21 protein-coding genes and 1 tRNA gene are annotated in these 25,094 nt (G+C 62.7%); 14 read left to right on the top strand and 8 right to left on the bottom strand.

Going from position 1 to position 25,094, the window contains the following annotated elements; translation table 11 throughout:
* Positions 1–12: 12 nt before the first annotated feature.
* Positions 13–88: transfer RNA gene (locus GRAN_RS22535), tRNA-Ala, on the bottom strand.
* Between the two features lie 240 nt (positions 89–328).
* Here GRAN_RS22535 and GRAN_RS22530 point away from each other — a divergent pair.
* The 7 genes from GRAN_RS22530 (at position 329) to GRAN_RS22500 (ending at position 9,815) form a co-directional block, all read left to right on the top strand.
* Positions 329–994, top strand: a complete 666-nt coding sequence (locus GRAN_RS22530; protein WP_128915315.1) for a sigma-70 family RNA polymerase sigma factor — start codon at positions 329–331, stop codon at positions 992–994.
* Positions 991–1,710 (top strand): anti-sigma factor family protein, encoded by a 720-nt coding sequence (locus tag GRAN_RS22525; protein WP_128915314.1) that lies wholly within the window; start codon positions 991–993, stop codon positions 1,708–1,710. The genes GRAN_RS22530 and GRAN_RS22525 overlap by 4 nt, the downstream gene beginning before the upstream one ends.
* Positions 1,711–1,816: 106 nt before the next feature.
* Positions 1,817–3,352 carry an endonuclease/exonuclease/phosphatase family protein gene (locus tag GRAN_RS22520; RefSeq protein ID WP_128915313.1) on the top strand — a complete coding sequence of 512 codons (1,536 nt, stop codon included), beginning with the start codon at positions 1,817–1,819 and terminating at the stop codon, positions 3,350–3,352.
* Between the two features lie 191 nt (positions 3,353–3,543).
* Positions 3,544–5,313, top strand: a complete 1,770-nt coding sequence (locus tag GRAN_RS22515; RefSeq protein WP_128915312.1) for a tetratricopeptide repeat protein — start codon at positions 3,544–3,546, stop codon at positions 5,311–5,313.
* Positions 5,314–5,573: 260 nt separating this feature from the next.
* A complete protein-coding gene (rnc, locus tag GRAN_RS22510) occupies positions 5,574–6,380 on the top strand; it encodes a ribonuclease III (protein WP_128915311.1) in 807 nt (268 codons plus the stop codon).
* On the top strand, positions 6,377–7,171 hold the full coding sequence (gene lepB, locus GRAN_RS22505; protein WP_128915310.1) for a signal peptidase I: 795 nt from the start codon (positions 6,377–6,379) through the stop codon (positions 7,169–7,171). The genes rnc and lepB (GRAN_RS22505) overlap by 4 nt, the downstream gene beginning before the upstream one ends.
* A 205-nt stretch (positions 7,172–7,376) precedes the next feature.
* Positions 7,377–9,815 carry an ABC transporter permease gene (locus tag GRAN_RS22500; RefSeq protein WP_128915309.1) on the top strand — a complete coding sequence of 813 codons (2,439 nt, stop codon included), beginning with the start codon at positions 7,377–7,379 and terminating at the stop codon, positions 9,813–9,815.
* 79 nt (positions 9,816–9,894) lie between these two features.
* Here GRAN_RS22500 and GRAN_RS22495 read toward each other — a convergent pair whose 3' ends face one another.
* The gene (locus GRAN_RS22495) at positions 9,895–11,028 is read right to left on the bottom strand and encodes an FAD-dependent oxidoreductase (RefSeq protein ID WP_128915308.1); all 1,134 of its coding nucleotides are present in this window, start codon (positions 11,026–11,028) and stop codon (positions 9,895–9,897) included.
* Positions 11,025–12,569 carry an FAD-dependent monooxygenase gene (locus tag GRAN_RS22490; RefSeq protein ID WP_128915307.1) on the bottom strand — a complete coding sequence of 515 codons (1,545 nt, stop codon included), beginning with the start codon at positions 12,567–12,569 and terminating at the stop codon, positions 11,025–11,027. Before GRAN_RS22490 ends, GRAN_RS22495 begins: the two co-directional genes overlap by 4 nt.
* A gap of 43 nt (positions 12,570–12,612) precedes the next feature.
* Here GRAN_RS22490 and GRAN_RS22485 point away from each other — a divergent pair, with 43 nt between their 5' ends.
* From GRAN_RS22485 to GRAN_RS22475, 3 genes are all read left to right on the top strand, one after another.
* Positions 12,613–13,293: a TetR/AcrR family transcriptional regulator gene (locus GRAN_RS22485; protein WP_128915306.1), complete on the top strand. Its 681-nt coding sequence runs from the start codon at positions 12,613–12,615 to the stop codon at positions 13,291–13,293.
* Between the two features lie 437 nt (positions 13,294–13,730).
* On the top strand, positions 13,731–14,501 hold the full coding sequence (gene lepB, locus GRAN_RS22480) for a signal peptidase I (RefSeq protein WP_241655102.1): 771 nt from the start codon (positions 13,731–13,733) through the stop codon (positions 14,499–14,501).
* 76 nt (positions 14,502–14,577) lie between these two features.
* Positions 14,578–16,302 carry an AsmA family protein gene (locus tag GRAN_RS22475; RefSeq protein WP_128915305.1) on the top strand — a complete coding sequence of 575 codons (1,725 nt, stop codon included), beginning with the start codon at positions 14,578–14,580 and terminating at the stop codon, positions 16,300–16,302.
* On the opposite strand, the gene GRAN_RS22470 is transcribed toward GRAN_RS22475, so the two are convergent.
* Both GRAN_RS22470 and rlmB read right to left on the bottom strand, forming a co-directional pair.
* Complete coding sequence (locus GRAN_RS22470) at positions 16,303–18,267, bottom strand: M1 family aminopeptidase (protein ID WP_128915304.1); 1,965 nt, start codon at positions 18,265–18,267, stop codon at positions 16,303–16,305.
* Positions 18,264–19,061 carry a 23S rRNA (guanosine(2251)-2'-O)-methyltransferase RlmB gene (gene rlmB / locus GRAN_RS22465; protein WP_128915303.1) on the bottom strand — a complete coding sequence of 266 codons (798 nt, stop codon included), beginning with the start codon at positions 19,059–19,061 and terminating at the stop codon, positions 18,264–18,266. The genes GRAN_RS22470 and rlmB overlap by 4 nt, the downstream gene beginning before the upstream one ends.
* Positions 19,062–19,186: 125 nt before the next feature.
* Here rlmB and GRAN_RS22460 point away from each other — a divergent pair, with 125 nt between their 5' ends.
* Genes GRAN_RS22460 through GRAN_RS22445 form a run of 4 tightly spaced genes read left to right on the top strand, consistent with a single transcriptional unit; the run spans position 19,187 to position 21,555 of the window.
* A complete protein-coding gene (locus GRAN_RS22460) occupies positions 19,187–19,819 on the top strand; it encodes an RNA polymerase sigma factor (protein ID WP_128915356.1) in 633 nt (210 codons plus the stop codon).
* Positions 19,816–20,169, top strand: coding sequence for a hypothetical protein (locus GRAN_RS22455; RefSeq protein ID WP_128915302.1), 354 nt, complete (start codon positions 19,816–19,818; stop codon positions 20,167–20,169). The genes GRAN_RS22460 and GRAN_RS22455 overlap by 4 nt, the downstream gene beginning before the upstream one ends.
* Positions 20,166–20,711 carry a zinc ribbon domain-containing protein gene (locus tag GRAN_RS22450; protein WP_128915301.1) on the top strand — a complete coding sequence of 182 codons (546 nt, stop codon included), beginning with the start codon at positions 20,166–20,168 and terminating at the stop codon, positions 20,709–20,711. Before GRAN_RS22455 ends, GRAN_RS22450 begins: the two co-directional genes overlap by 4 nt.
* Positions 20,704–21,555 carry a LytR/AlgR family response regulator transcription factor gene (locus GRAN_RS22445; protein ID WP_128915300.1) on the top strand — a complete coding sequence of 284 codons (852 nt, stop codon included), beginning with the start codon at positions 20,704–20,706 and terminating at the stop codon, positions 21,553–21,555. Before GRAN_RS22450 ends, GRAN_RS22445 begins: the two co-directional genes overlap by 8 nt.
* A gap of 8 nt (positions 21,556–21,563) precedes the next feature.
* On the opposite strand, the gene GRAN_RS22440 is transcribed toward GRAN_RS22445, so the two are convergent.
* From GRAN_RS22440 to GRAN_RS22430, 3 genes are all read right to left on the bottom strand, one after another.
* Positions 21,564–22,187, bottom strand: coding sequence for a hypothetical protein (locus GRAN_RS22440; RefSeq protein WP_128915299.1), 624 nt, complete (start codon positions 22,185–22,187; stop codon positions 21,564–21,566).
* A 55-nt stretch (positions 22,188–22,242) separates the two neighbouring features.
* Positions 22,243–24,201, bottom strand: a complete 1,959-nt coding sequence (gene glmS / locus GRAN_RS22435; protein ID WP_128915298.1) for a glutamine--fructose-6-phosphate transaminase (isomerizing) — start codon at positions 24,199–24,201, stop codon at positions 22,243–22,245.
* 65 nt (positions 24,202–24,266) lie between these two features.
* Positions 24,267–25,088, bottom strand: coding sequence for a glycosyltransferase family 2 protein (locus GRAN_RS22430; protein WP_128915297.1), 822 nt, complete (start codon positions 25,086–25,088; stop codon positions 24,267–24,269).
* Between the last annotated feature and the right edge of the window lie 6 nt (positions 25,089–25,094).

The raw sequence follows: 25,094 nt of genomic DNA, 5'->3' as shown, positions 1-25,094 counted from the left end.
TAAGGGGTTGTTTGGTGGACCTGATCGGGATCGAACCGATGACCTCTTCCATGCCATGGAAGCGCGCTCCCAGCTGCGCCACAGGCCCACTCTTAGGAAGGACTCTCTCTATTCTCGCGGACTCTGACGTATCCGTCAAACCCTGCACCGAAAACGCGGCACTTCGGGAACTAAACACCCACCCCCCGGTGTCTAAGTACCCAGAGTGAGCGAGCACTCGGCCGCCGGCGGCGTAGTTTCCTTCGCTCAATTCTAAGGATTCCCTGAAACGCTACCGGCGGCCCTTGCCGCACAACCGTTCCACGACGTACTGTAGAGGACACCCGATATGCAGGCGGGCACCGCAGTGGGAAATCTCGCAAGCGCGATTGGAATCCGGACAAACGACGCCTCCCTCGTCGCCGAGCTCAAACTCGGCTCCGAAGAAGCGTTCGGCGTCCTCATCGCCCAGTACCACCAGCAGATCTTCTCCCTCATCGCCCGCTCCCTGCAGGATCCCGCCGACGCCGCCGACATCACCCAGGAAGTCTTCGTCAAGGTCTTCCGCAGCATCCGCAGCTTCCACGGCGACTCCAGGCTCCGCACCTGGCTCTACCGCATCGCCCTCCACGAGGCCTCCAACCAGCGCCGCTGGTGGTCTCGCCACAAGCGCCAGGAGATCACCATCGACTCCACCGGCGAGCCCGACGAAGACGGCCAGAGCCTCTGCCTCTCCGCCACTCTCGCCTGCCACCGCGACTCGCCCTTCGACCACGCCGCCCAGTCTCAGCTTCGCGAGCGCGTCGAATCTGCCCTCCGCGAGCTTCCCGAGGCCTACCGCACCGTCGTCGTCCTCCGCGAGATCGAAGGCTTTGCCTACGAAGAGATCGCCGAGATCCTCGACGTCAACCTCGGCACCGTGAAGTCCCGCCTCACCCGCGGCCGCACCGCCCTCCGCCAGCTCCTTACCGCCGACGGCTGTCTCGCGCACCTGCAAGGAGCCGAAGCACGATGAGCTTCCTGCCCGTGAACGACACCTGCGAGACGATCCGCAACTCCTTCTCTTCCTACCTCGATGGCGCCGTCAACGGCCACGAGATGCAGCGCATCGCCGCGCACCTGGAGTCCTGCCACGAGTGCAACCACGAGTTCGCCGACTGGCAGGCGATGCAGCAAACGCTCTCCTCCCTCCGCACCACCAAGGCTCCTGACGACCTCGGCCTCCGCCTCCGCCTCGCCATCTCCCGCGAGCAGGCCGCCCGCAAATCAAGCTGGCGCGACACTTTTTCTCTCGCCTGGGAGAACACCCTACGCCCCATAGCTATCCAGGCGTCGGCTGGCCTCGCCTGTGCCCTCACCCTCGTCGGAACGATCGTCTTCCTCCTCGGCGTCGTCACCCCGCCGAACGCCGTCCTCGCCGACGACGAGCCTCTCGGCGCCATCACCGCCCCGCGCTATCTCTACTCGGCCATCGAACCCCAGCCTATCGCCATCCACAACACGAAGCTGCCGAATGGCGGAGCCGTCGTCGTCGACGCCATGGTCAACAACACCGGTCGCGTCTACGACTACCGCATCATCTGCGCCCCCACCGGCCCCGACGCCCCCGCTGTCCAGGCCCAGATCGAAGACCAGCTTCTACTGGCCGTCTTCAAACCCGCCAGCGTCTTCGGCACGCCCGTCAAGGGCCACATCTACATCACCTTCGCCGGCGTCGCCGTCCACGCTTAGATCCCCGTTCCCGTCTGACCGATTCCCCTCGCGATCGTTGTACGATCGCTCGCGCTATCCTGTGTGCGCGGTGTTGCCAGTAAACCCAACTTCAGGTGAGTCCAACATGTCTGTCTGCGGATCCGGGGCATCGAAGCTCCATGCGGGTTTCGTAGCCTTGCTCTTGCTCGCCGCCTCTGCCAGAGGTCTCCAGGCCGAAGACGCCTCCGTTCCACGGCTCAGCTTCGATGAGCTCGTCACGCTGTCGAACAAGCAGGATCTCGACCCCGCGCTCGCTGCCAAATTGAAGGTGGTGTTGACGACACCGGTAGTGGATAACCGCACGGGCGCGACCGCGGCACCGGCGAAGCTCCGCGTGACCGAGTGGAATATCGAGCGCGGCCAGAACCTCGATGAGATCGAGCGGATGCTCAGCTCTCCAGACGGATTCCTTAAGGAGGCGCAGGCCGCAAGGAAGAAGGTATCGGCAAACGAGCTGGAGCGGCTGCGGAGCGAGATCAGGACACTTCGGGAAAGTGATGTGCTCATCCTAAACGAGGTAGACATCGGGGTGAAGCGCACGGACTACCGCAACGTCGTGAAAGAGCTGTCGGATGCGCTGGGAATGAGCTCGGTCTACGGGGTGGAGTTCCTCGAGGTGGACAGCCTGGTAAGCCTGGGCACGGAGAAGGCGGTGCTCGATACACCGGAGCTTTCCGCCCGCATGACGGACGATCTGAAGCCCGATCGCTCCAAATACCAGGGCCTGCACGTCAACGCGATTCTGAGTCGCTATCCGCTAAGGAATGTGCGTGTCATCAGCCTGCCCGTGTGTCACGACTGGTTTGCCGCGGAGCAGGAAGAAATCTCGAAGCTCGAGAAGGCGAAACGAAAGACCGCCGATGTGGTCTTTCTGGAGAGAATCGGCCGCGAGGTACGCAGAGGGAATCGAAACGCACTCGTCGCCGATATCGAGCTTCCGGACGCGGCGAAGACAACAGTCCGCCTGGTCAATGCGCATCTCGAGAACAAGTGCAAGGCCGATTGCCGCGCGAAGCAGATGCGCGCAGTCCTCGAGAACGTAAGCGACACACCCGGAGCCCTGGTGCTCGCCGGAGACTGGAACACAACCGGGACCGACGGCACCCCCACGTCAGTACGGTACGAGATCGTATCGCGCGTGAAGGACTACCAGTTCTGGCTTGGCACGCTGATGCAATTTACGCCCGTAAGCCTGCCCTTCTACGCAACGGCACCGTTCAAGTTCTGGAAGAACTACCGCGACCCAACCGCGATGCACATCCCGGTACTTGGCAGGAATCCGGAGGCGGCGATGTTCGGAAATCTGCGAAAGTATCGCTTCCAGGATGGAGGCAGCTTCGACTTCAGCGGAGATGCAGCCCGCAACCTGCAGAAGAGCAAGAAGACACTGTCAGACAGCAACGAGCGCGCGGGCAAGGGATTTGTCCCAACGTTCGGCATGAAGAGGACCTTTGGCGGGGTGATCCGCTATCGCCTCGATTGGATCGTGGTGAAGCCCGGAGCAACCGCCAACGCGGCAATGCGTCCGGAGACACCGGTGACGCTGACGAAGCTGAACGGGGCCTTGCCGGAAGACTTATCCGACCACGCCCCGATCGCAACGGAGATGGCGACACGCTGAGCGTGCCGTCGGGGTTATGGTATGGCAGACGGGGCAGCTGATAGGTCCAACAAGTCTGCTGAACGCTGGAGACTTCAGAGGCCAGCATCCTCCCGGCTACTGCATAAAACCGAATCTGCCGCGCTTACCCACCGCCCAATCCCTCGCTCCCGTAAAATAACCGGGAACGTCGAAACCAAAGCGTGTTCAACATGATCCGAGCCACCCACCCCGCCCTCTTCTGCCTCGCCACCCTCCTCCTCACCCTGCCCCTGGCGGCTCAGCAGGATCCACCCCAGACTGGCTCCTCAAGCTCCAGCGCCATCCCCAGCCAGCAGATCCAGGAGAGCACCTCCCAGGCCCGCATCGCGCACAAAACCGAGGCCGGCGGCTCCGCCATCACCCTCGAAAACAGCGAGCCCCTCTTCGACATCGCCGTCGCTCTCAACGCCTGCGGCTACGACGCCGATCTCGCCGCCTCCAGCCCCGTCCGCCTCGCCATCCGCGAAGAGGTCAACGAGGAGCTCCGCAACTCCGCCCCCGCCCGCGACTCCCGCGACGCCATCTGCCTCTACATCCGCGACCACACCCTCGCCGACAAGGCCCAGGACATCGCCCAGTACGTCTCCCTCGCCCTCTACACCACGCCTCCGCCAGCCCTCGCCCCCTCCGTCGGCGAGACCGAGCTCCCCCCGGACTCCACGCAGGTCGTCAACATCCTCCCGCTCCTCCGCGCCTTCAACGAGCAGCTTCACCTCCACGCACTCTACGTCGAGCACCTCCCCGACTACCAGGCCCTCAACGACGCCGTCCACGGCCCGCTCACAAAGATGGTCCTGTCCTCCAACATCGCCGTCCGCATGCCGACCTCCGGCTACGATGGCCGCCGTTTCCTCGTCCTCCTCGAGCCCATGCTCGCCCCGTCGACGACGAACGCCCGCATCTACGCCACCGACTACATCGCCGTAGCCAGCCCCAACGGTGCGACCAGGACCATCCACATGGACCAGGTCCGCCACATTTATCTCCAGTACGTCGTCGAGCCGCTCATCTACGCCCGCGCCGCCGCCATGGATCGCCTCCTGCCGCTCCTCAAGCCCATCCACGAAGCCCCCATCGACTTCATCTACCGCTCCGATATCAGCGCCTACATCACCGAGTGCCTCATCCGCGCCATCGAGGCCCGCCTTCTCGAGTTCGACTTCCCCCGCCCCGCCAAGCCAAACGCCGTCACCCAGCGCACCGACATGATCCACTACGACGCCGACGTAGCCGCCTACGAGAAGAAGACCGAGGCCCTCCGCCGCGAGCTCGTCGAACGCGACATGCGCCAGGGCTGGGCCCTCACCGAGTACTTCTACAACCAGCTCCTCCTCACCGAGCGTGACTCCACCAGCCTCAAGGAGGACATCGGTCAGATGGTCTACGGCATGGACGTCGACCGCGAACGCAAGCACGAGAGCCAGATCGCCTTCTACCCCGAGGGCACCAACGGCACCATCCGCCGCACCCCGCCCCCCATCACCGGCATCCGCCTCGCCGAGATGGACCTCATGAAGGGCGACCTCGTCACCGCCGAAGACATCGCTCAGAAAATCCTCGCCGACCCCAAGGGCGATCACCCCGAAGCCCACTACGTCCTCGCCCAGGTAGAACTCATGCAAAAATCCCCCGAGGACGCGATGGAGCACTTCACCGAGGCCATCAAGACCTCGAAGAACCCGCGCACGCTGGCATGGTCCCACATCTACTTGGGCCGCCTCTACGACACCCAGCCCGACCGCCCCAAGGCCATCGAAGAGTACAAAGCCGCCCTGACCGTCCGCGACAGCGCCCCCGACACCAAGGCTGCCGCCGAAAAAGGGATCAAGGCCCCCTTCGCCACCCCCCGCCGCGCCCAGCAACCAGCCGACGACGACAACACTCCCCTCGACCCATCCGGCAAAGCCGAAAAAGAAGCCTACCGCCCCGACCCTAAGTAGCGTCCGCCGGCGCTTTGCCGTTGCCGTTGCACTCGTCGTTACCCTCTGGTTGTCATTCCCGAAGGGAATCTGCGTTTGTCTTTGCCTTCCCCTACGCAGCCACGAAAAGGGGTGCCCCATCTTCGCCGACAGCCTCACCGTCGGCTAAGGTGGGAACGTAAGAAGCCCGCCGGACGCTTCTGCCTGTTCTCCGTCGTGATCTGATCCTCGCGAAGGCCCCTGTATTCCCTCCCGCCTTTGCCCTACCATCAAACACAGAGATGACCACCCGTCGCGCAACCCGAGGAAAACCCACCCCAGAGCAACCCTCGGACCTCTACGGCCACAGCTTCACCAACCCATTCCTCCTCACCCGGGCTCTCACCCACCGCTCCCTCTCCTCCGAAACCTCCCCTGCGGCCCTCACTGACCCCACCGCCGACAACGAGCAGCTCGAGTTCCTCGGCGACGCCGTCCTCGGCATGGTCGTTGCCGAAGCCCTCTACAAACTCTTCCCCGCCTCCCGCGAGGGCGAACTCACCCGTCTCCGAGCCTCGATCGTCAGCCGCAAGCACCTGGGAGAAGTCGCCGCCCGGATCAACCTCGGCCCGCACCTCCTCCTGGGCCGTGGAGAAGAGCAATCCGGAGGCCGCGCCAAGCCCGCCATCCTCGCCAACGCCATCGAAGCCGTCATCGCCGCCCTCTACCTCGACGGAGGCATCGAAGCCGCCCGCAACTTCATCGATCGCCACATCATTCAGCCATCGCTCCCGTCCCTGAAAGCCGCGCTGGACCCCGAAAGCACCTTCAGCGGAGCCGTGGGCGACCACAAATCCGCATTACAGGAACACCTGCAAGCCACCGGCCAGGGCCAGCCCAAATACGTCCTCACCGCCCAGACCGGCCCAGACCACCAGAGGCGCTTCCGCATTGAAGTCCGCGTCCCCGCCCCACTCCCCGACAACGCGGACCACACCATCGCCCTCGCCGAAGCCGAAGGCCCAACAAAAAAGCAAGCCCAGCAAGCCGCCGCCCAACAAGCCCTCGCCCACCTCGCCCATCTGGCGAAAGAGGCGGCCCGGCCATGAGCGAGCCCCCCCGCACCCTCACTCTTCCCCTCACCAAGCCGCGCCCCGCGCCCCACGCCTCCGCAGCTCACGCCCATCTCCTGCCCGCGATCCAGTCCATGCTCGTCCTCACGACGGTCGCCCTCTTCTTCATCACCTTCACCTTCCAGCCCTTCCGCATCCCGTCGGCCTCCATGGAACCCACCCTCCTCGTGGGCGATTTCCTCCTCGTCGATAAGCAGGTCACCGCCTCCAGCCAGTCGAACCTCCTACCTCCCGCCACCCTCCATCGCGGCGATGTCATCGTCTTTCACGACCCCGTCGACCCCACCCTCCACCTCGTCAAGCGCATCATCGCCCTCCCCGGCGACCGCATCCGCCTCCGCGCCGGACACGTCCTGCTCAACGGCCACACCATCGCCGAGCCCTACGCCGTCTACCGCTCCAGCCCGCCCAACCTCTACCGCGACAACTTCCCCAATGTCCCCTCCCCCGACTCCGACGTCGACGCCCGCTGGTGGATCCGTCTCCGCTCCCTCGTCGACCACGGCGACGTCGTCATCCCCCCCAACAGTTACTTCGTCCTCGGCGACAACCGCAACGACAGCGTCGACAGCCGCTACTGGGGCCTTGTCCCCCGCGCCGCCATCGTCGGCAAACCCTTCCTCATCTACCTGTCCCTTCGCATGCGCGACAATGACCCCGAGAGCGAGTCCGGCCCAAGCTACAACCCACCCACCGCCGCCGTCTCCGAAACCCGCTCCCTGGCCGATTTCGCCCGCTGGGACCGCACCCTCACCGTCATCCGCTAGACGGCACATGGTGTCCGAAACTGGACTAAGCCCCATGAAAGCGGACGCCCGCCGACCCGTGGTCCGCTCTTAGCCGGGCTGGCAACGAGCGTTTACAGGAACTTAGCCTCCCTCGGCATTCGGCCCCGAAGCTGCTTCTTGTCAGATCATCACTCTGCTAGACGTTTGCAACCGAGAAATCGCGCAAGCCCCCCGGAGGCCGGTCATGAACACCCTCTTTCAAGATGTTCGCTTCGCACTTCGCCAGATGCGCCGTTCCCCTGGCTTCGCGGCAACCGCTGTCCTCATCCTGGCGCTCGGAATTACCGCCAACGTGGTCGTCTTCGCTGTCCTGCAGGCCATGATCCTCGAGCCTCTCGACCTCCCACGGGCGGATCGCGTCTTCACCTTCGCCCCACACGTCTCCGGCTATCCCGTGTTCTCCTACCCCGAGGTACGCGACGTGCGCGAGGGCAGCACCGTCTTCTCCGCCGTCGCCGCCGAGGCCATGCAGGTCTTCGGCCTCGAATTCGATGGCTCAACCGAACCCGTGTGGGGTTCGGAAGTAAGCGGTCAATACTTCGAGGCCCTTGGCATCCAGCCGTTCCTCGGGCGTTTCATCACGCCCTCCGATGACGACCATCCCGGAGCCTCGGAGGCCCTCGTCATCTCCTGGAACGCCTGGAAGACCCGTTTCAACGCGAATCCAAAGGTCATCGGCAAGGTCGTCCGCATCGACAAGCATCCCTACACCATCGTCGGCGTCGTGCCCGAAAGCTTCCGCGGAACCCAGAAGTTCCTTCAGACCGATCTCTTCGTCCCCATGGCCAACCAGGCCTCCTTTGAAGGCGTGAGCTGGCTCGAGGATCGCACCAACAAGATGGTCTTCCCCATCGCGCGCATCAAGGACGGCATCACCCGCGAACAGGCCCAAAGCGCCCTCGACACCCTCGCCGCCCGCATCGCCAGACAGAACCCCAAGGAGGAAGACGGCCTCCAGTACAAGCTCGCGCCCCCCGGCCTCATCGGCGACTTCGTCCGTGGTGCCGCCAGCCGTTTCCTCTCCGGCATCATGGGTCTCGCCGGCATCGTGCTCCTCGCCGCCTGCGCCAACCTTGGCGGATTGTTCGCCGCCCGCACCGCCGACCGCGCCCGCGAACTCGCCATCCGCGTCGCCATCGGTTCCACCCGCTGGCGCATCGTCCGGCAGATGCTGATCGAAGCTTTCCTGACGTCCATCCTCGGCGGAGCGGCTGCCTGCGTGCTGTCCTGGTCCGCCCTCAACGGCCTCGCCCGCTGGGTCCCGCCCACCGACTATCCCGTCCACTTTCAGGTAAAGCCACACCCATCCTTGATCCTCGTGGCCTTCCTCATCTCCGTCGCCGCAAGCGTTCTCTTCGGCTTGATGCCTCTCCGTCAGATCATCAAGACCGATCCCAGCGAAGCGATCAAGAGCGGCGGCAGCCAGGGCTCCGGACGCAAGTGGGCTCTCCGCGACGTCCTCCTCGCCGGACAGATCGCGCTCTGCTGCGTCACCGTCACCGCCGCGTTCGTCTCCCTGCGCGGCCTCAGCCGGACCCTCACCACTGAGATGGGCTTTCAGCCAAAGAACGCCTCGCTCACCAAGTTCGATCTAAGCCAGGCCGCCTACACCAGCGAGTCCGCCGCTCACTTCCAGCAGCAGCTCCAGGAAAAGCTCCAGCATCTGCCCGGCGTCGAAGCCGTCGGGTACGCTAGCGGCACCCCCCTCGCAGATACGACATCGATCGCCGTCTACAAGGAAGAGACCACCGACTTCCGCACCTCGAACGAAGCCTTCGAGCCCTTCTCCTACAACATCTCCCCCGGCTACCTCGCCTCCGCCGGAACTACCCTGCTCGCCGGCCGCGACGTCCTCCCCACCGACACCGAAAAGACCCCTCCCGTCGCCATCGTCAACCGCCAGTTCGCCCGCAGCCTCTTCCACACAGACAACGCCATCGGCCGCTCCTTCAAGAACCACGCCGGCGTCTCCATCCAGATCGTTGGCATGGTCGCCGACGGAAAGTACTTCCTCACCAGCGAAGACCCGCAGGAAGCCATGTACCTCCCCATCCGCCAGCAGCCCGGCTTCAACACCTCGGTCGTCGTCCGCACACACCCTGACGCAACCGGAGCAGCCGCGGCCGACATGGCTGCAACCGTCCGCAAGATCGTCCACAATCTTGACCCAGGCATCGCCATCCGCTCTTCCGGCGCCTGGACCTCGCAGCTGGCCTTCAGCTTCTTTCCCGCTCAGGTCGCTACCGTTGCCCTCAGCCTCTTCGGAGCCTTCGGTCTCCTGCTCTCGATCGCCGGCACCTTCGGCCTCGCCTCCTACAGCGTCAGTAAGCGCATGCGCGAACTCAGCATCCGCCGAGCCCTCGGAGCCCAGGCAAAACAGATCGTCTCCGCTGCCCTCGGCCGCATGCTCCTCCTCATCGGTGCCGGATCAGCCCTCGGCTTGGCCCTCGGCCTCGCCGGCAGCGGTCTCCTCTCCCACATCGTCTACCAGGCCTCCGCGCAGGATCCCCTCGTCCTCACCGCTGTCGCGCTGACGCTCCTGCTCACCGGCATCATCTCCATCATCGCCCCCGTTCGCCGCGCCCTGCACGCCGACCCCGCAAACCTCCTCCGCGAAGAGTAGCGTTTCACCGGCGATCAGGATCCCCATATCCACGGCCCTTCAACTCAACGGAGGGCTGACTTTCCTACGCACCTGGCAATCACGCAACCGGCCCGTGGCCGCCAAAGAAATCCAGCAGACTCTGCGGCGCATCCGCCCCAAGACACACCCGAAGAATCCCCTCCGCCGCCAGAGCCTCGGCAGCGCTCCGCGGAAACATCTCTCTCTCGTACTCGAGCAGCGCACCCTCAACATCTCCCGGATTCGCCGCAAGAGCCCGCGCAAGCTCCGCCCCATCGAACATCGCCAGATTGGCCCCTTCGCCCGAAGGAATCATCAGGTGCGCCGCATCCCCAAGCAGCGTCACCCCCGCTACCCGCTCCCATCGATGCTCGACCGGCAGCGCATAGATCGGCCGAGCCACCGGGTCCGTCTCACCGTCTGTAATCAGCGCCGTCAGCGCCGGAGCCCATCCCTCGAACTCCCCGGCAACACGAGCCAGTGCATCCGCCGCGTCAGAAAAGTCGATGCCATCCACCCACTCCTTCGGCTTGGTCAACTCCACGTACGTGTGCAGGACGCCGTCGGGCTCACGGTGCGCCAGAATACCTTTCCCCGGCATCACCGCGAACATCGCCCCAGCACCGACCGCCTCCACGCTCGCCCCATGACGCCTGTCGCTGTCATACAGGTTCGTCTCGATGAAGCACGTGCCCACATACGCCGGCTTCGCCTCCGTAAGAAGCGGACGAACCTTCGACCACGCGCCGTCCGCCCCCACCAGCAGATCTGTCGTAACCGTGGACCCATCAGCAAAGGTCAACAAATGCCGTCCGCTTCCAAGCGGAGACACCTCCGTAAGCTTATGTCCCCACCGAACCGCATCGTCTGGAAGTGACTCCAGCAGAATCCGCCGAAGCTCCCCTCGCGGCACTTCAGGCCGTCCACCCGTGCCGTCATCCGGTTCATCCAGCAGGACCCTGCCGTCCTGATCGAGAACCCGCGTTGCCTGCCCACCCGGATGAATGATCGCAAGAAACTCTTCGTAGAACCCAGCCGCCTTCAACGCCACCTGCCCGTTGTTCTCGTGGATGTCGAGCATCCCACCCTGCGCGCGGGCATTCGCCGAAGCGTCCGCTTCGTACACTGTTGCCGGAATACCGTGAACATGCAGGACGCGCGCAAGCATCAGCCCGCCAAGCCCCGCTCCAATAATCGTGACTGAAGTCTTCATTGTGCCTCCTTGAGCAGCCAGCCAGCGGCTGCATGTTCAACTTCGTTCGCATCCGGCTCGCCGGCGCAAGCCCACGCAACATACCCATCGGGCCGTATCAGCGCGGCGCTCAAACCAAACCGTTCTTTCGCCCGGCCGGAGATGTACCTCATCCGTTCGCCGTACTCACGCGCGAAGGCCATCAGCGAAGCATCGCTCCCAAAATCAAGCAGGATCGCCTGCCCATCGCGCAGTAGCTCGTCCATCGTCCGACCGTCGTCGAACTCAAAGTTGGGAACGCTATGGCCAGCAAGCGGATGACCGCCACCCAGGTCATAGTGCGTAAAGACACCCCAAACCCTGCCCGCGAAATAGGTCGCCCCATCGCGCGTATCCATCAGGTCGCGAAAGATCGCGTTCAGCGCCCGGGCAGAAGGATCCGGTCTCATGATCGCAACCTGCGCTCGCGACCAATCCAGAACCCGCGCCCCAAGCGGATACCGCTCGGTGTGATAACTATCCAGCAATCCCTCTGGCGCTCTCCCGTGGATCGCAGCGGCAAGCTTCCACCCAAGGTTCATGGCATCGCCCAGCCCAAGGTTTAACCCCTGGCCTCCAAGCGGCGAATGGATATGCGCCGCGTCCCCGGCAAGGAAGACTCTTCCATTGCGGTAAGCCGTGGCTTGCCGAGCCCGGTCGGTCCAGGTCGTCACGGCATGCAGCGCCCCGATCGTAACGTCTGTCTCCGAGACCCGCCGCAGCGCGTCCTGAACCCGTTTCAGCGTCGCCGCTTCCGCTCGATGCCCCGCTCCGCCATCGAACTCCGCCATCACCACGTACCCCGGCTGCGATTGCAGATACATCCCCGTGGCTGTCAGGTTGCGCCCCGGCCTGAGCCTCTCCGGCTCGACAAGGTCAATCCGCGCGGAGTACCCCGTAAACTCCGGCTCCGTACCCGCAAAGTCGAAGCCCCCCACCTTGCGAACCACACTGCGGCTTCCATCGCACCCCACCAGCCATTTGCCCTCGAACGTTTGCTCCCCAGCCTGAACCGTCACCCCATCGGCACCCTGCTGAAAATCCCGAATGCCAGCTCCACGCACGATCGTGACACCCAGCTCTTCCGCCCGCCGGGCCAGCAGCGACTCAAGCTCCTCGATCTCGGATATCAGGCTGGCCGGCGGCGAACTCGGAAGCCGATGTGCCCACTGCGAGGTGTCGATCCTGCCCTCGAGAAGCGGAATCCCCGCGAAGTGTCCCACCTGCCGAGTTGGCCCTGTCGGAGCCGAAGTCTTGTGCGGATTCTTCACCCGTTTGTGGATCTCGAGCTTGTCCAGCAACCCGCGGCGATCCAGCGCTTCGATCGAAGGCGCCGAAAGTCCGCGCACCCCGAAAGGAAGCCGCTTCAATGGCGACTGCGGATCCGCCGCCTTTTCCAGCACGAGCACGGAACACCTTGCCAGGGCCAACTCGCAGGCAAGGAAGAGACCGGCAGGCCCCGCCCCAGCGATAAGGACGTCATGCACTACGGAGGCGTTCTGCTGATTTGAATGGAACGTCATTCCACGATCTTGGAACACCGTTCCATTCATGTCAAGATGGACCATGCCCAAAAAAGCGCGCAGCTCGCGGCGCCGGGAAGAATCGCTCTCCCGGGAGAGCATCGTCGAAGCGTCGATCGATCTCCTCGATCGCAGCGGAGAAGACGGTCTGACCTTCCGAGCGCTCTCCGAACGGCTTACGACCGGCCCCGGAGCCATCTACTGGCATATCGCCAACAAGAGCGAGTTGCTCACCGCCGCGTGCGACGCAATCGTTGCCCGCACCATCGAAGCAACGCCCTCCGGCGTTGAGACCAAAGCAAACATTCGCGATCTTGCGCTCGGCCTGTTCGACGCAATCGACGAGCATCCGTGGGTCGGCTCGGCCCTGGCGCAAGCCCCGGGAGCGATGCCCATGGTGCGCATCCTCGAACGCCTCGGCCAGCAGGTGAGCGCCCTGGGCGTCAAGGAGCAGGCTCGGTGGGAAGCGGTCGGCACACTCCTGAGCTACATCCTCGGCGTCGGCGGAAGGAACGCCGCCAACGGGCAGCTGGCCCGCGAGCGCAACCTCGACCGCTCAGACTTTCTCGAAGCCGTGGCAGCCGCATGGTCTCAGCTTGATCCCAATATCTACCCCTTCACGCGCAGCATCGCGGGACACGTCCGGGATCACGACGACCGGGTGGATTTTCTCGCCGGAATTGATCTCATCCTGCGGGGAGTCGGCTCATCCCGGAAGCGTTAAGAGCCGAGGCGCCGTGCATCTCAAAATAGATATCGTCAGAAACCGGGCAAAAATCGATGTCAAGCCCTAAAACCTCTCAAACCAATCATTCCAAAAGACTTATCAGTGTCCTTTTAGTTATGGTCACTCTCGTACAATTTAATCAGAGTCAAAAAAGGGTCGCGGAACACAGAAAGCAGACCTAAGTCCTTTGCTGACTAATATTTGCAGCTAAACTATTTGATATCTTATACTTGCGTCGGATAACCCGTCGCAGGCCCAACAAAAGAAAAGACTTACACCCAGGCTATGGGGAGGGGGGGTATACCTATGCCGGACGGTGAAGGCACACGATACACTGAAGCGGGCAGCAGGAGACGAAGTTGACAACCAGGACCGCCAAAGCCACGATCACCGAGCCACTACCAGCCGATCAGGCCACGTTCACTCACGAAGCCTTGCCGGAGAGCGAACAGAAAGACGTGGAAACCCCGCTCGAATCGCTCGCCTCCATCTGCAGCGTCCTCGCCATCGGCCTCTTCGTCATGACCTTCATCTTCCAGAACTTCGAGATTCCCTCCGCGTCCATGGTCAAGACGCTTCTCATCGGCGACCACGTCCTCGTCGACCGTATCTCTTTCGCGCCACCGTCGAAATGGGCTCCCTGGGTTCATTACCGCGATATCCAGCGCGGCGATGTCATCGTCTTCCTCAAGCCCAATCCCGAAACCCCCGACATGTTCCTCGTCAAGCGCGCCATCGGCATCCCCGGCGATCGCATCCACCTCAAGAACGGCATCGTCTACCTCAACGGAGTCGCGCAGGACGAACCGCAAGCCGCCAAGCCCGTGGACGATGGCAACTATCAACACTCCTACGATCCCTACCGCGATGACTTCCCCGCCATTCCACCCAATGGCGAAGGCGTCACCGCCCTCTGGGCCGACGAACTCCCAAGCCACATCGTCAACGGCGACCTCGTCGTCCCGCCCGGCAAGGTCTTCGCCATGGGCGACAACCGCACCGAGAGCCTCGACGGCCGCTACTGGGGATTCGTCCCAAGAGAGAACATCGTCGGTCGTCCCCTCTTCGTCTACTGGTCCTTCCAGACCCCCGCCGACCAGATCGACAAGCAGAGTGTCGGCGAGCGCGTCTCCTTCATGGCTCACATCGTCATCCACATCTTCGACCAGACCCGCTGGAAACGCACCCTCCACCTGATCAAGTAACCCGTGACACCCTGAAATTCAGAACGAACCCGGCGAAACATACCGGGTTCGTTCTATCCTGCATGGATTGCAAACGATGCCTTATTCCGCCCAACTCGACGAGAAGCAGACCGCCCCTCGCGCGCCTTTCTTCCGCCGCATCTGGATCGCGCTGGTCATTCTGATCGCGCTTCTCCTGATGGTCTTCCTTCCGCCCTACATCAATGTCAACCGCTACCAGCGTCGCATCACCCAGAGCATCTCAGCGAGCCTCGGTCGTCCCGTCCATCTCGATCACGTGACGCTGAATCTGCTCCCGATCCCAGGCTTCACCCTCGAGCGCTTCGTGGTCAGCGAAGACCCAGCCTTCGGCTACGAACCGACGATCCGCGCCGACACCGTCCACGCCACCCTTCGCGTCAGCTCCCTCTGGCGCAGGCACGTCGAGTTCTCCACCATCAGCCTCACCGATCCATCCATCAATCTCGTCCACACCTCGAACGGCAAGTGGAACCTCGACTCCATCCTCCTCCAGGCCTCCCACATCGATACGGCACCAACCGCCCAGCGCACCGCCGGACCAGCCCCAAGATTCCCCTACATCGAGGCAACAGGAGCACGTCTCAACCTCAAGCTCGACAACGTCAAGACACCGTTCTCCCTCACCGACGCTGACTTCTCCCTCTATCTCCCCAGCCCTCAGACCTGGAACGTCCGCATCACCGCCCATCCCGCCCGCACCGACCTTCCTGTCGGATACACCGGAATCCTCCATCTCGACGGAACCCTCGGACGCGCACCAACCCTCGACCAGATCCCCATCGACCTCCACGCCGAGTGGAAGTCCGCGCCTCTCGGCGAGATCAGCCGCATCGTCCTCGGCCGCGACGCCGGCCTCCGCGGCGACATGACCCTCACCGCCTCCGCCCTCGGCACCGTTGGCTCGAACGAGCTTCACACCCGCCTCCGCATCGACGACATCCATCGCCCTGACTTCGTCCCCGCCAACGCCCTCTCCGTAACGACGGAGTGTACCGCGACCGTTACCAGCGCCTTCCACTCCATCACCTCCGCCCACTGCGCCATTCCCGCCAACTCAAGCTCCGCGCCACCGCTCCTCTCCTTTTCCGGCTCCCTCGACGACATCCGTCATCCCGGCCCAACCTCCGTCTCCGCCGAGCTTCCCCCAACCCCCGCCGCCAACCTCGTTGGTCTCCTCCAGACCCTCAGCACCCGCACCCCCGAACGCCTCACCCTCGGCGGCGTCCTGAGCGGAACTGTCAGCTACAACGTCCTCGCCACCAGCGCCACCGAACTCAAGAGCAACATCCTCCTCAAGGGGGGAACGCTTGCGGCAACACCTGACGCAAAGTCATCAATCGCCATGGGCGACGCCATTCTCACCACGGAAACCGGATCCCACCCCGCAGCGCTCACTCCGTCTAGAAGGCGCTCCTCGAACCAGCCGGAACGAGCAACCCAGAGCGGCGAAGAGGGCACCTTCACCCTCCAGCCGACAACGCTCGCCCTCGGAGCCCGTGAACCCGCGATCCTGAACGGGACGATCACGCCCGAAGGCTACACCCTCCACCTCGCCGGAAGCGCCACTCCCGAGCGCCTTGCCGCCCTGAGCGTCGCAGTCCCCCAGTTAGCCAACGGATTACCCAAGCCGCTCGCAAAGACCGCAGCCGCAAGCGCCACTCCCACAGCGCCCATCCACCTGGACCTCACCACCACGAGTCTCTGGGGACATCAGCCAATCTGGGAGGAAACGGCTCCAGCTCCACAGACCCCCAGCACCCATCGCAGGCGAGCCCGCTAACTACTTCGTCTCGACAGGTTCCACGGTAATCCGCCGCGAATGCGTGCTCGTCCGCATCTCCGGAACTTCGCCATCGTTGACGAGGACCTCCTCCGGCGTCTTCTGAAAGAGGATCCTGGTCGACACATTCGACCGGCCCGGAACCCGCACTCTCTGCGTCGCCGTCAGCGCACCGGACCGCACCGTCACCGGCACATCCGCCACCGCATCCCCATCGTTTCTCACCTCGACCGCCACAAGCCAACCTTGACCCTTCGGTCCGGTCGCCCGTAGCGCGCTCGGCGTCACCTGAACGATTGACAGATCCGGCAATCCTTTATCCGCATAAACCCAGTCATCGAAAAACCACCCGAAACTCTTTCCCGTCTTCAATTCGAGAGCCTTCTCCAAACGCTTCGGATCGTCACTTCCCTTCGCGTCCTTCCGATAGCTTTGTAGCACCTGCTTCAGCTCGTCCTCACCCACCAACGTCCGCAGCATCCACCAGACCGCAGCCGCTTTGGTCCGGTAATACACCTCATCCCGAGCCTCCAGCAGGCTCTGTCCGGCAGGGAAAGCCCCTCCAGCGTCCGCCTGAGGCTCCGCGAACGCCAGCGCAACCGCTTCATGCTGCAACTCGCTCACCGCAGCATCCCGACCCGACGTCCTCTCGAGCCACATCAGGTACATCCACTGCGCCAACCCCTCCTCGATCCAAGGTTGCCGCAACGGCATCCATGCGTGGCTTAACGCCTGTGCCATCGCCGGGGCAAGCGCCTGTGGATCGGCAGCCCGCATACTCATCACCAACAGCGCCCCATCCTCGAACGCCTGGCCAGGATGATCGATGATCCGCAGCGGTTCCGCCGGTCCAGCCGCACCAAACCAATCCGCAAGCATCGGTTGCACCAGCCTCGCCGCAGCCTCGTAGCTCTTGAACGCCTCATCCTGCTCCGTCACTGCCGACAGCAGCCCACCCTCCGCAATCGTCTCCGGCTTATCCGTCACGAACAGGCTCAGCGTCCGGAACCCAAGCGTCTCCATCGGAAACTCCGCGGTCGCAATCCCCGGCGACTCCGCAACCGGCACATTCTGGTTCTCGCTATGTGCAGTCAACTGCTCCAGCCGCCCGCAAAAGTAAGCCGAGTGCGGAGCCTCGCCAACGTACTCGATCGCCAGCCGCAGCCGCCCCGTCGTCTTCTCGTTCCGATACCGAGCCCGCCCAATCGCCTGCACAAACTTCGCTCCATCCCCCAGGAACACTGGCGCAGCCGCCACCGGATACCAGAGCACTTCACCAAATCCACGCAGAGACGTCCCGTCTCGCCCGATCTCATCCCAATCAGCCTGCCGTGCCTGCTGTGCCGGAGCCCCGATCCGGTCCAGCCGCCCCGAACTCTGCCCGACGGTCCCCGAATACACCGCCGCAAGCTCATACGACGCACCCGGAGCCAGCGCCGCCGGAAGCGTCACCACCGCCTCACTTACCTTACCCGTGTGATCCGCATCCGTGTCGGTGGTGTGCTGCAGAAACGCCAGCTTTCCTTGGCCACCCGCTACCTGTCCTGAGAAACTCTCCCATCGCAGCGAAGAAGACACCGAAAGTACAAGCCGCGTCAGCGGCACGGCCCCATCATTCCGAACCGTCATCCCAACCCGAACCGCAAGCTCAGCGGACGCAGGCGTCAAATGCACATCGAAGTCATAAGCCAATACGGTCAACGCATCCCGCTCCGCATCGGTCACCTCCGGCAGAATCTTCGCATCCTCCGGAATCGCCACCTTTGACGTCCCCGCCGCAGTCGAACCGTCCCGCGAAAACAGCACTTTGCCTTTCGGCGGAGGCATAGGCTCTGGCTGCCCTTGATCCTGCCCATCGGTAGCTGCGGGAGCTGTTGGCGGTGCCGTCGCTTGTCCGAACAAACCCATCGGCAGGCAAAGCGCACCCGCCATCAACCACGTCTCAGCAACCGGAAACTTCGTCAAGAACCCAACCCTTTCAACTTCTTCGGAGCAGCCGGAGCCTTCACCACCGGAGCCTGCCTCCTCTGCCGCACGGCCTCGTACATCACCACCGCACCCGCAACCGACACATTGAGAGACGAAACCATACCCGCCATCGGTATCCGCAACAGGTGATCGCACGTCTTCTTCACCAGGTCGTGAAGCCCCGCGCCCTCGCGCCCAAGCACAAGAACGCAGTCCGTCTTGAAATCGAAGTCCATGTAATCTGGCGTCCCCCGTTCATCAAGCCCGATCACCCACACATTGTTCTTCTTCATCACCTCGAGCGCCCGAACAAGATTCGTCACCCGCGCGATCCGGATATGCTCCGAAGCCCCCGCCGACGTCTTCGCTACGGTACCCGTAATCGGAGCCGACCGCCGCTCCGGCAGGATCACGCCATCCACCCCGATCGCATCCGCCGTCCGCAGCAGCGCCCCGAGGTTATGCGGATCCTCGATCCCATCGCACGCCAGGTAGAACCGCTTTCGGTCCTCCTGCTCCGCTCCTTTCGACCGCTTCAAAAGATCCTCGACCGAAAGAAACGCCCGTTCCTTTACGACAGCCAGTACACCCTGGTGCTGATCCGTCTTCGCCAACCTGGTCATCTGCTCGCGGGATTCCATCGTCACCGAGACACCCGAAGCCCGGCATAGTGCGATCAACTTCTCCAGCCGCTCGTCCCGCCGCTCCCGCGACACAATCACCGACTCCAGCGCCCGTGCACCCGACCGAATCGCCTCCTCCACGGGATGCACACCATAAAGAACTTCCATCCAATCAGTTTACCGCCGCTCGAACCGACGAATTGCCGCAGTCCAGACAACCTTCAGCTATTCTTAACAGTGATTCGAGACTTTTTCCGAAGGGGGGTCGTCGAATGAGTGTGCTCGCTTCTTCCATGACCTTGACCGCGGCGCAGCTCGCCACCCATGTTGCGAACAACCAGCGCGAAAACGCTGCGATCGCGCGCGGCCTGAAGAAGCAGGATCCCGAGCTCCTCGATCACCTCATTGAGCTCTATCAGCACCGCCTGCTCCGCTACCTCATCTTCCTGACCGGTCGTCGCGAAGTCGCCGAAGACCTCTTCCAGGAGACGTGGATGCGCGTTCTCATTCGCGGGGGCCAATACGACGGCCGTGCCCGCTTCGATACCTGGCTCTTCACGATCGCCCGCAATCTCGTCATCGACCTCTCCCGCAAGCGCACCATGTCCTCGCTCGATGAGATGAGCGAAGGCGGAGACGATGAACGCCCCTTCGAGATCGTCATGGAAGGCCCTTCGCCGCTTGAGCAGTTCCAGGCCCGCGAGAACGCTGCCGAACTCTCCGAGGTCCTTCTTCTCCTAGAACCCAACTATCGCGAGGTCCTCGTCCTTCGCTTCCACGAAGAGCTCTCGCTCGAAGAGATCGCCGGCGTCACGCGCGCGCCGCTCTCTACCGTCAAGTCCCGCCTTTACCGCGGACTGGCAGCCCTCAAGCCCGAGATGGAGCGTATCCGCACGCTCCGGCCCGCACGGGAGGGCGCACGATGATTCCAGTTCCAACCAAGCCGGACGCCTTCTCCCCGGCTTCTGACCCGACCAACCGCGCCTCTGTGGTCAATCGAACCCATCGCGTCGTCCGCGAACGCGCCCGCAACCTTCAGGCTCAGCGCAGCCGAAACCGCGCCCTTTTCGCTCCGCTCGTCATCGCGTCCTCGCTGGTGATCATCCTCATCTCCACTTTTTGGATCATGTTCGACGAGTATGAGCTCTCACCCACCGATGTCCGATTCCACTTGCCTCTTCTCCTGATCTGGTTCCTGCCCGTAACCGGAGCCCTCTTGATCGTGGCCCTCGTGCGCCGCATTCGCTCCCGTTCCGCCGGAGGGGAGACACGATGACCATGCCTTGGAACAAGAATCCTGAATCTTCGATGGAGCCAAGCGGAGGCGATAGTGAACTCGCTCTCATCCCACGCTGGTCGGTCTTCCTTGCAATCGTCGTCTTCATCGCCACGCAGTACCTCTTCCACGAGGTCATGCCGCACAGCCGCCATGAAATGCTGCCCATGCGCCTCATCATGGGTTACTCCTCGGGAACTGCTTTCGCCAGCTACGTCCTTCTCGTTGGATACGTCAGCCGCGACGTCAAGCGCCGCCGTATGTCGGCCGGCCTGTGGATGCTGCTGGTGATCCTGATGCCCGGCGGCATCGGCGCGGTCGTCTACTTTCTCCTGCGCCAGCCCGTACTATCGCGCTGCCCGAACTGCACCACCGAGCTCGCTGCCGACTACCACTTCTGCCCTCAGTGCCAGTTCCAGATGTCCCCCGCCTGTGGCAAATGCTTCCGCAGCGTGCAGATCACCGACGTCTTCTGTGTACAGTGCGGTCACGATCTCGCCGAAGATCACGTCCCCGCAAGGCTACGCGCGTATCGTGACTAGTCCCGCCAAACCTCCGCTGCGCGTGATCCTCATCGACGACGAACCGCTCGCCCGCCAGGAACTCGTCTACCTGCTCGAGTCTACCGACGGCATCGAGATCATCGCCCAAGGAAGCAACGGTATTGAAGCGGTCGACATCATCCGCATCCATAAACCGGATCTCGTCTTCCTTGACGTCCAGATGCCCGGGCTCGACGGCTTCGCTGTCCTCAAGAAGCTCCTCGACAGCAAGTCTCCCATGCCCCAGGTTGTCTTCGCCACCGCGTACGATCAGTACGCGGTTCGCGCCTTCGAGGTCAACGCAGTCGACTATCTACTGAAGCCCTTCGACAGAGGCCGCGTCGTTCAGACCATCGAGAAGGCCCGCGCCCGCATCGCCGCCTCATCCCCGTCAACTCCTGCCGAAGCGCCACCCGCAAACTCCATCGACGTGCAGGCCGGTGCGAAACTCGACGCACTCCTTCGCCTTGTCGAAGAGCAGACCCACGCCCAGACGCACCGCGCCCCAAACAGTAAGGTGATCGTCCGAGCCCAGAGCCGCCTTCTTCTTGTGGATCAACGTGAGATCTGCTTCGCCTCAATCGAGGACGGCGCCATCAGCGTCGTCACCTCAAGTGTCGAGGGCCAGTCTAACTGCCGCACCCTCGAAGAACTCATGGACCAGCTAGACCCCGAGACCTTCTGGCGAGCCCACCGCTCGTTCGTAGTCAATATCCAGCACATCCGCGAAGTCGTGCCCTGGTTCAAGTCCACCTACCAGCTCCGAATGGACGATCCCCGAAAAACCGAGATTCCCGTAAGCCGCGCGCAGACTAAGCGCCTCCGTGACCTCTTCAACCTCTAGCCTGTGCCTTAGCGCCGATGGTGCCGGTGATACTGGTTGAAGTCCAGGTGGTACACCACGCCGACGCTTAGAGGCGTCGAGTACACGACACCGCCTGGATACACGGGCGTCTTCCACCGCTCGTACTGAGCATCCGCCTTCAAATCAAAGTGACGGCTCACCTTGTAATCCAACCCTCCGCCGCCAGCGTAGACGTTCGTCGTCGTTTGCTTATAAAGGAAGCCGCTCCCGTCCGGCAGATCGACGATGATCCCCCCGTTGAGATATTCGAACTGACCCCGGCCATAGAAACCATCGATATACGGATGGAAGCGGCCAAATGCACGGCTCACTTTCGGCCCGATGAGCGCGCTCTTCTGCCCATCTACATCCCCTTTGCTGATCGGGATATTTCCGCGCAGCTCGATCGACGGATCGAAGTGATGGTACCTCGGAAAGGTGAGGTCGATGCCCGCCGTGATGCCAGCGTTGCGCCCGTCATACAGTCCTGTATAGGTCCCGGTTCCCGCTCCAAACACCGAAAGCTCGAGTCTCTGGCTTGCAGTCGGCACACCTTGCGCCTTCGCCGGCTCACACCACATGGTGAGTGCCGCAACCAGAACAAGAGCCCCCGCAAAAATTCGCTTCGTCATTTAAGTCCCTTCCCTCAGCCAACGGAGTCCCGCGTCGTTTCTCAACTCCGGAAGCCTATTCCACGGTAACCGATTTCGCCAGATTCCTCGGCTGATCGACATCGCATCCACGCCGCACCGCGATGTGGTACGCCAGCAACTGCAACGGCACAACCTCGAGAATCGGGAGCAGAAGCTCTGGAGCCTGCGGAATCTGGATCGTGTGTTCCACAAGCTGCTTGATCTCCTCATCGCCTTCGATCGCAATCGCGATCACTCTTCCCGAACGTGCCGTGACCTCCTGGATATTTGAGAGCGTCTTCTCGTACTTCAATACCGACGACGGGTCGTGCGGATCCTTCGTTGCGATACACACCACCGGAAGCGTCTCATCGATGAGCGCGTTCGGCCCGTGCTTCATCTCGCCCGCCGGATACCCCTCGGCGTGGATATAGCTGATCTCCTTCAGCTTCAGAGCACCTTCAAGCGCAATCGGGTAGTGAATCCCGCGCCCAAGGAACAAGAAGTCCGATGAAGTCGAAAATATCTTTGCCAAGCTGTGGCACTGGTCATCCACGGCTCGTAGAATTTCCTCCACCTTCCCCGGAACCTTTGAAAGCTCATCCACGAGCTCCATCGACTGCTCTGCGGTAATCGTCCCTCGCACTTGCGCCAGGTAAAGCGCGAACAGAAACAGCGCCGTCAACTGGGCCGTGAACGCCTTGGTCGACGCCACTCCTATTTCCGGCCCGGCGTTCGTCGTGATCGTTCCCTGCGCCTCGCGCGTCACTGCTGCGCCAACAACGTTGCAGATCGCCAGCGTCTTCGAGCCCTTCGCAATCAGCTCCCTCTGCGCCGCAATCGTATCTGCCGTCTCGCCCGACTGCGTTATCAGCAGACCAAGCGCATGCGGATCGGCAATAGGATCCCGGTAGCGGTACTCGCTCGCATAGTCCACATCCACCGGCAGCCTCGCCAGCCGCTCGATCATGAACTTGCCCGCAAGCCCCGCGTGCCAGCTCGTTCCGCACGCCGCGATCGTAATCTGCGACGCCTCGCGGAACTCCTTCTCGGACACCTGCATCTCCGCCAGGAAGACCTTGCCCGTCTCAAGCGAAACCCGCCCGAGCGTCGTATCCCGGATCGCCCGAGGCTGTTCGTTGATCTCCTTCAACATGAAGTGCTTGTATCCAGCCTTTTCAGCCTGGATCGGATCCCACGCAATCCGCACTACCTTCAAGGGCAGAGCCCCGCCCTCAAAGTCCGAGATCGTCACGCCGCTCTTCGTCAGAACCGCCACTTCGCCGTCTTGCAGAAAGTGAATGTTCCGCGTGTGGTGCAGAATCCCCGGAACGTCCGAAGCCAGGAAAAACTCCCCTTCGCCAATTCCGATCACCGCCGGCGGACCCATCCGCGCCGCCACTAGCTTATCCGGCTCATGCGCCGAGAGTACGCCGATCGCGAACGCCCCCGTCACCCGCTTAACCGCCCGCCGTACTGCCTCTTCAAGCGAAAGGCTCGGCTTCGTCGAGTCGCCAAGCACCGCAATCGACTCGTTCGCTTCTTCGGTCGCCTCATGCGCATGCGGCATCAAACTCGCCAACTCCAGCTCGTCCTGGATCAGGTGAGCAATGATCTCCGTATCCGTCTCCGAGACGAACTTGTGGCCCTTCGTAATGAGTGCCGACTTCAGCGACAAATAGTTCTCGACAATCCCGTTATGGACCACTACCAGCGTTCCGGTTCCATCCCGGTGCGGGTGCGCATTCTCTTCCGTTGGACGTCCATGGGTCGCCCACCGCGTATGCCCGATCCCGAAGGTCCCCTCGATCGGCCGCTCCGCGATCACCGCCTCCAGGTTTTTCAATTTACCCGGAGCCCTTCGCAGCACGAGCGACGATCCATTCTCCTGCACCGGCCCACCGGCCACCGCGATTCCTGCGGAGTCGTATCCGCGATACTCCAGCCTGCGCAAGCCTTCAATGATGATGGGGACGGGGGGCTTCGATCCGATGTAACCGACGATTCCGCACATGCTCCGATTGTAGATGCCAACCGCGCGCCGAAATTTGCTGCCTTCTGCAACTTAGGTAGAACGAATTAGCGCCTTTCCACTCCGGAACGCATCTCTTTCACCTTAAGAACAATGAAGTACTCGTAGATCGATTGCAGTGTCGCATACGTAAGCCCAGCCCACCCATCCAGAAAGCTACGCCGCACTCCGACCATGTAGAGCCACTTGACCAGCGGCCGCCCCGGCATCCTGTAGAACAACGCCTTCTGGTGCAGCCTCCGCGTATGAAAGTCCGGATCCCGCAGCGCCGTCCGCCAGGAAGGATTCTGCAAACCCTCCTGCCGCACGATCAACTCAGCCTCCATCGTCGAATACACATTGTGCTTCGCGATCCAATGCGCTATCCCCTTCGAAAAGGGAAAGTGATCGAGCGGCTCGCGCAGTTCCGCCACCGCCCCACTGACCTCGATGACCTCATTCACCGCCCTCGTGTACCTCGACCGCTCTGGCCTCACCAGCCGTATATAGAACGGCGATATCTGCGCATGCTTCAGCCACGTCCCAAACAGGAAATCCCGTCGCCGCACTCGAAACCCACCCACCCCATCCGCCACGCCAGCCACCGCCGACCGCATCTCCGCACACAGCGCCGAAGTAGGCCGCTCATCCGCATCCAGAATCAGCACCCAAGGATACGCAAACCCCACCACCAGCGAAGCATTCCGATGCTCAGCATAGTCATCGAACACCCGCTGATGGACTCGCGCGCCAGCCGCCTGAGCAATCGCAACGGTCCCGTCCGTCGAGAACGAATCGAACACATGCACATCGTCCGACCAGCTTACCGACGCAAGACATCCCGGCAGATCAAGCTGCTCATTGCGCGTAAGGATCAAGACCGAGATCATGTTCTC

It is taken from the genome of Granulicella sibirica, assembly GCF_004115155.1.
Taxonomy (GTDB): Bacteria; Acidobacteriota; Terriglobia; order Terriglobales; family Acidobacteriaceae; genus Edaphobacter; species Edaphobacter sibiricus.
This window is presented reverse-complemented; position numbering and strand designations above follow the sequence as displayed.

Bases quoted from the DNA above. Each gene is read 5' to 3' on its own strand.
- GRAN_RS22530 (WP_128915315.1), top strand. From the start codon at position 329: ATGCAGGCGGGCACCGCAGTGGGAAATCTCGCAAGCGCGATTGGAATC.
- GRAN_RS22525 (WP_128915314.1), top strand. From the start codon at position 991: ATGAGCTTCCTGCCCGTGAACGACACCTGCGAGACGATCCGCAACTCC.
- GRAN_RS22520 (WP_128915313.1), top strand. From the start codon at position 1,817: ATGTCTGTCTGCGGATCCGGGGCATCGAAGCTCCATGCGGGTTTCGTA.
- GRAN_RS22515 (WP_128915312.1), top strand. From the start codon at position 3,544: ATGATCCGAGCCACCCACCCCGCCCTCTTCTGCCTCGCCACCCTCCTC.
- rnc (WP_128915311.1), top strand. From the start codon at position 5,574: ATGACCACCCGTCGCGCAACCCGAGGAAAACCCACCCCAGAGCAACCC.
- lepB (WP_128915310.1), top strand. From the start codon at position 6,377: ATGAGCGAGCCCCCCCGCACCCTCACTCTTCCCCTCACCAAGCCGCGC.
- GRAN_RS22500 (WP_128915309.1), top strand. From the start codon at position 7,377: ATGAACACCCTCTTTCAAGATGTTCGCTTCGCACTTCGCCAGATGCGC.
- GRAN_RS22495 (WP_128915308.1), bottom strand. From the start codon at position 11,028: ATGAAGACTTCAGTCACGATTATTGGAGCGGGGCTTGGCGGGCTGATG.
- GRAN_RS22490 (WP_128915307.1), bottom strand. From the start codon at position 12,569: ATGACGTTCCATTCAAATCAGCAGAACGCCTCCGTAGTGCATGACGTC.
- GRAN_RS22485 (WP_128915306.1), top strand. From the start codon at position 12,613: ATGCCCAAAAAAGCGCGCAGCTCGCGGCGCCGGGAAGAATCGCTCTCC.
- GRAN_RS22475 (WP_128915305.1), top strand. From the start codon at position 14,578: ATGCCTTATTCCGCCCAACTCGACGAGAAGCAGACCGCCCCTCGCGCG.
- rlmB (WP_128915303.1), bottom strand. From the start codon at position 19,061: ATGGAAGTTCTTTATGGTGTGCATCCCGTGGAGGAGGCGATTCGGTCG.
- GRAN_RS22460 (WP_128915356.1), top strand. From the start codon at position 19,187: ATGACCTTGACCGCGGCGCAGCTCGCCACCCATGTTGCGAACAACCAG.
- GRAN_RS22455 (WP_128915302.1), top strand. From the start codon at position 19,816: ATGATTCCAGTTCCAACCAAGCCGGACGCCTTCTCCCCGGCTTCTGAC.
- GRAN_RS22450 (WP_128915301.1), top strand. From the start codon at position 20,166: ATGACCATGCCTTGGAACAAGAATCCTGAATCTTCGATGGAGCCAAGC.
- GRAN_RS22440 (WP_128915299.1), bottom strand. From the start codon at position 22,187: ATGACGAAGCGAATTTTTGCGGGGGCTCTTGTTCTGGTTGCGGCACTC.
- glmS (WP_128915298.1), bottom strand. From the start codon at position 24,201: ATGTGCGGAATCGTCGGTTACATCGGATCGAAGCCCCCCGTCCCCATC.
- GRAN_RS22430 (WP_128915297.1), bottom strand. From the start codon at position 25,088: ATGATCTCGGTCTTGATCCTTACGCGCAATGAGCAGCTTGATCTGCCG.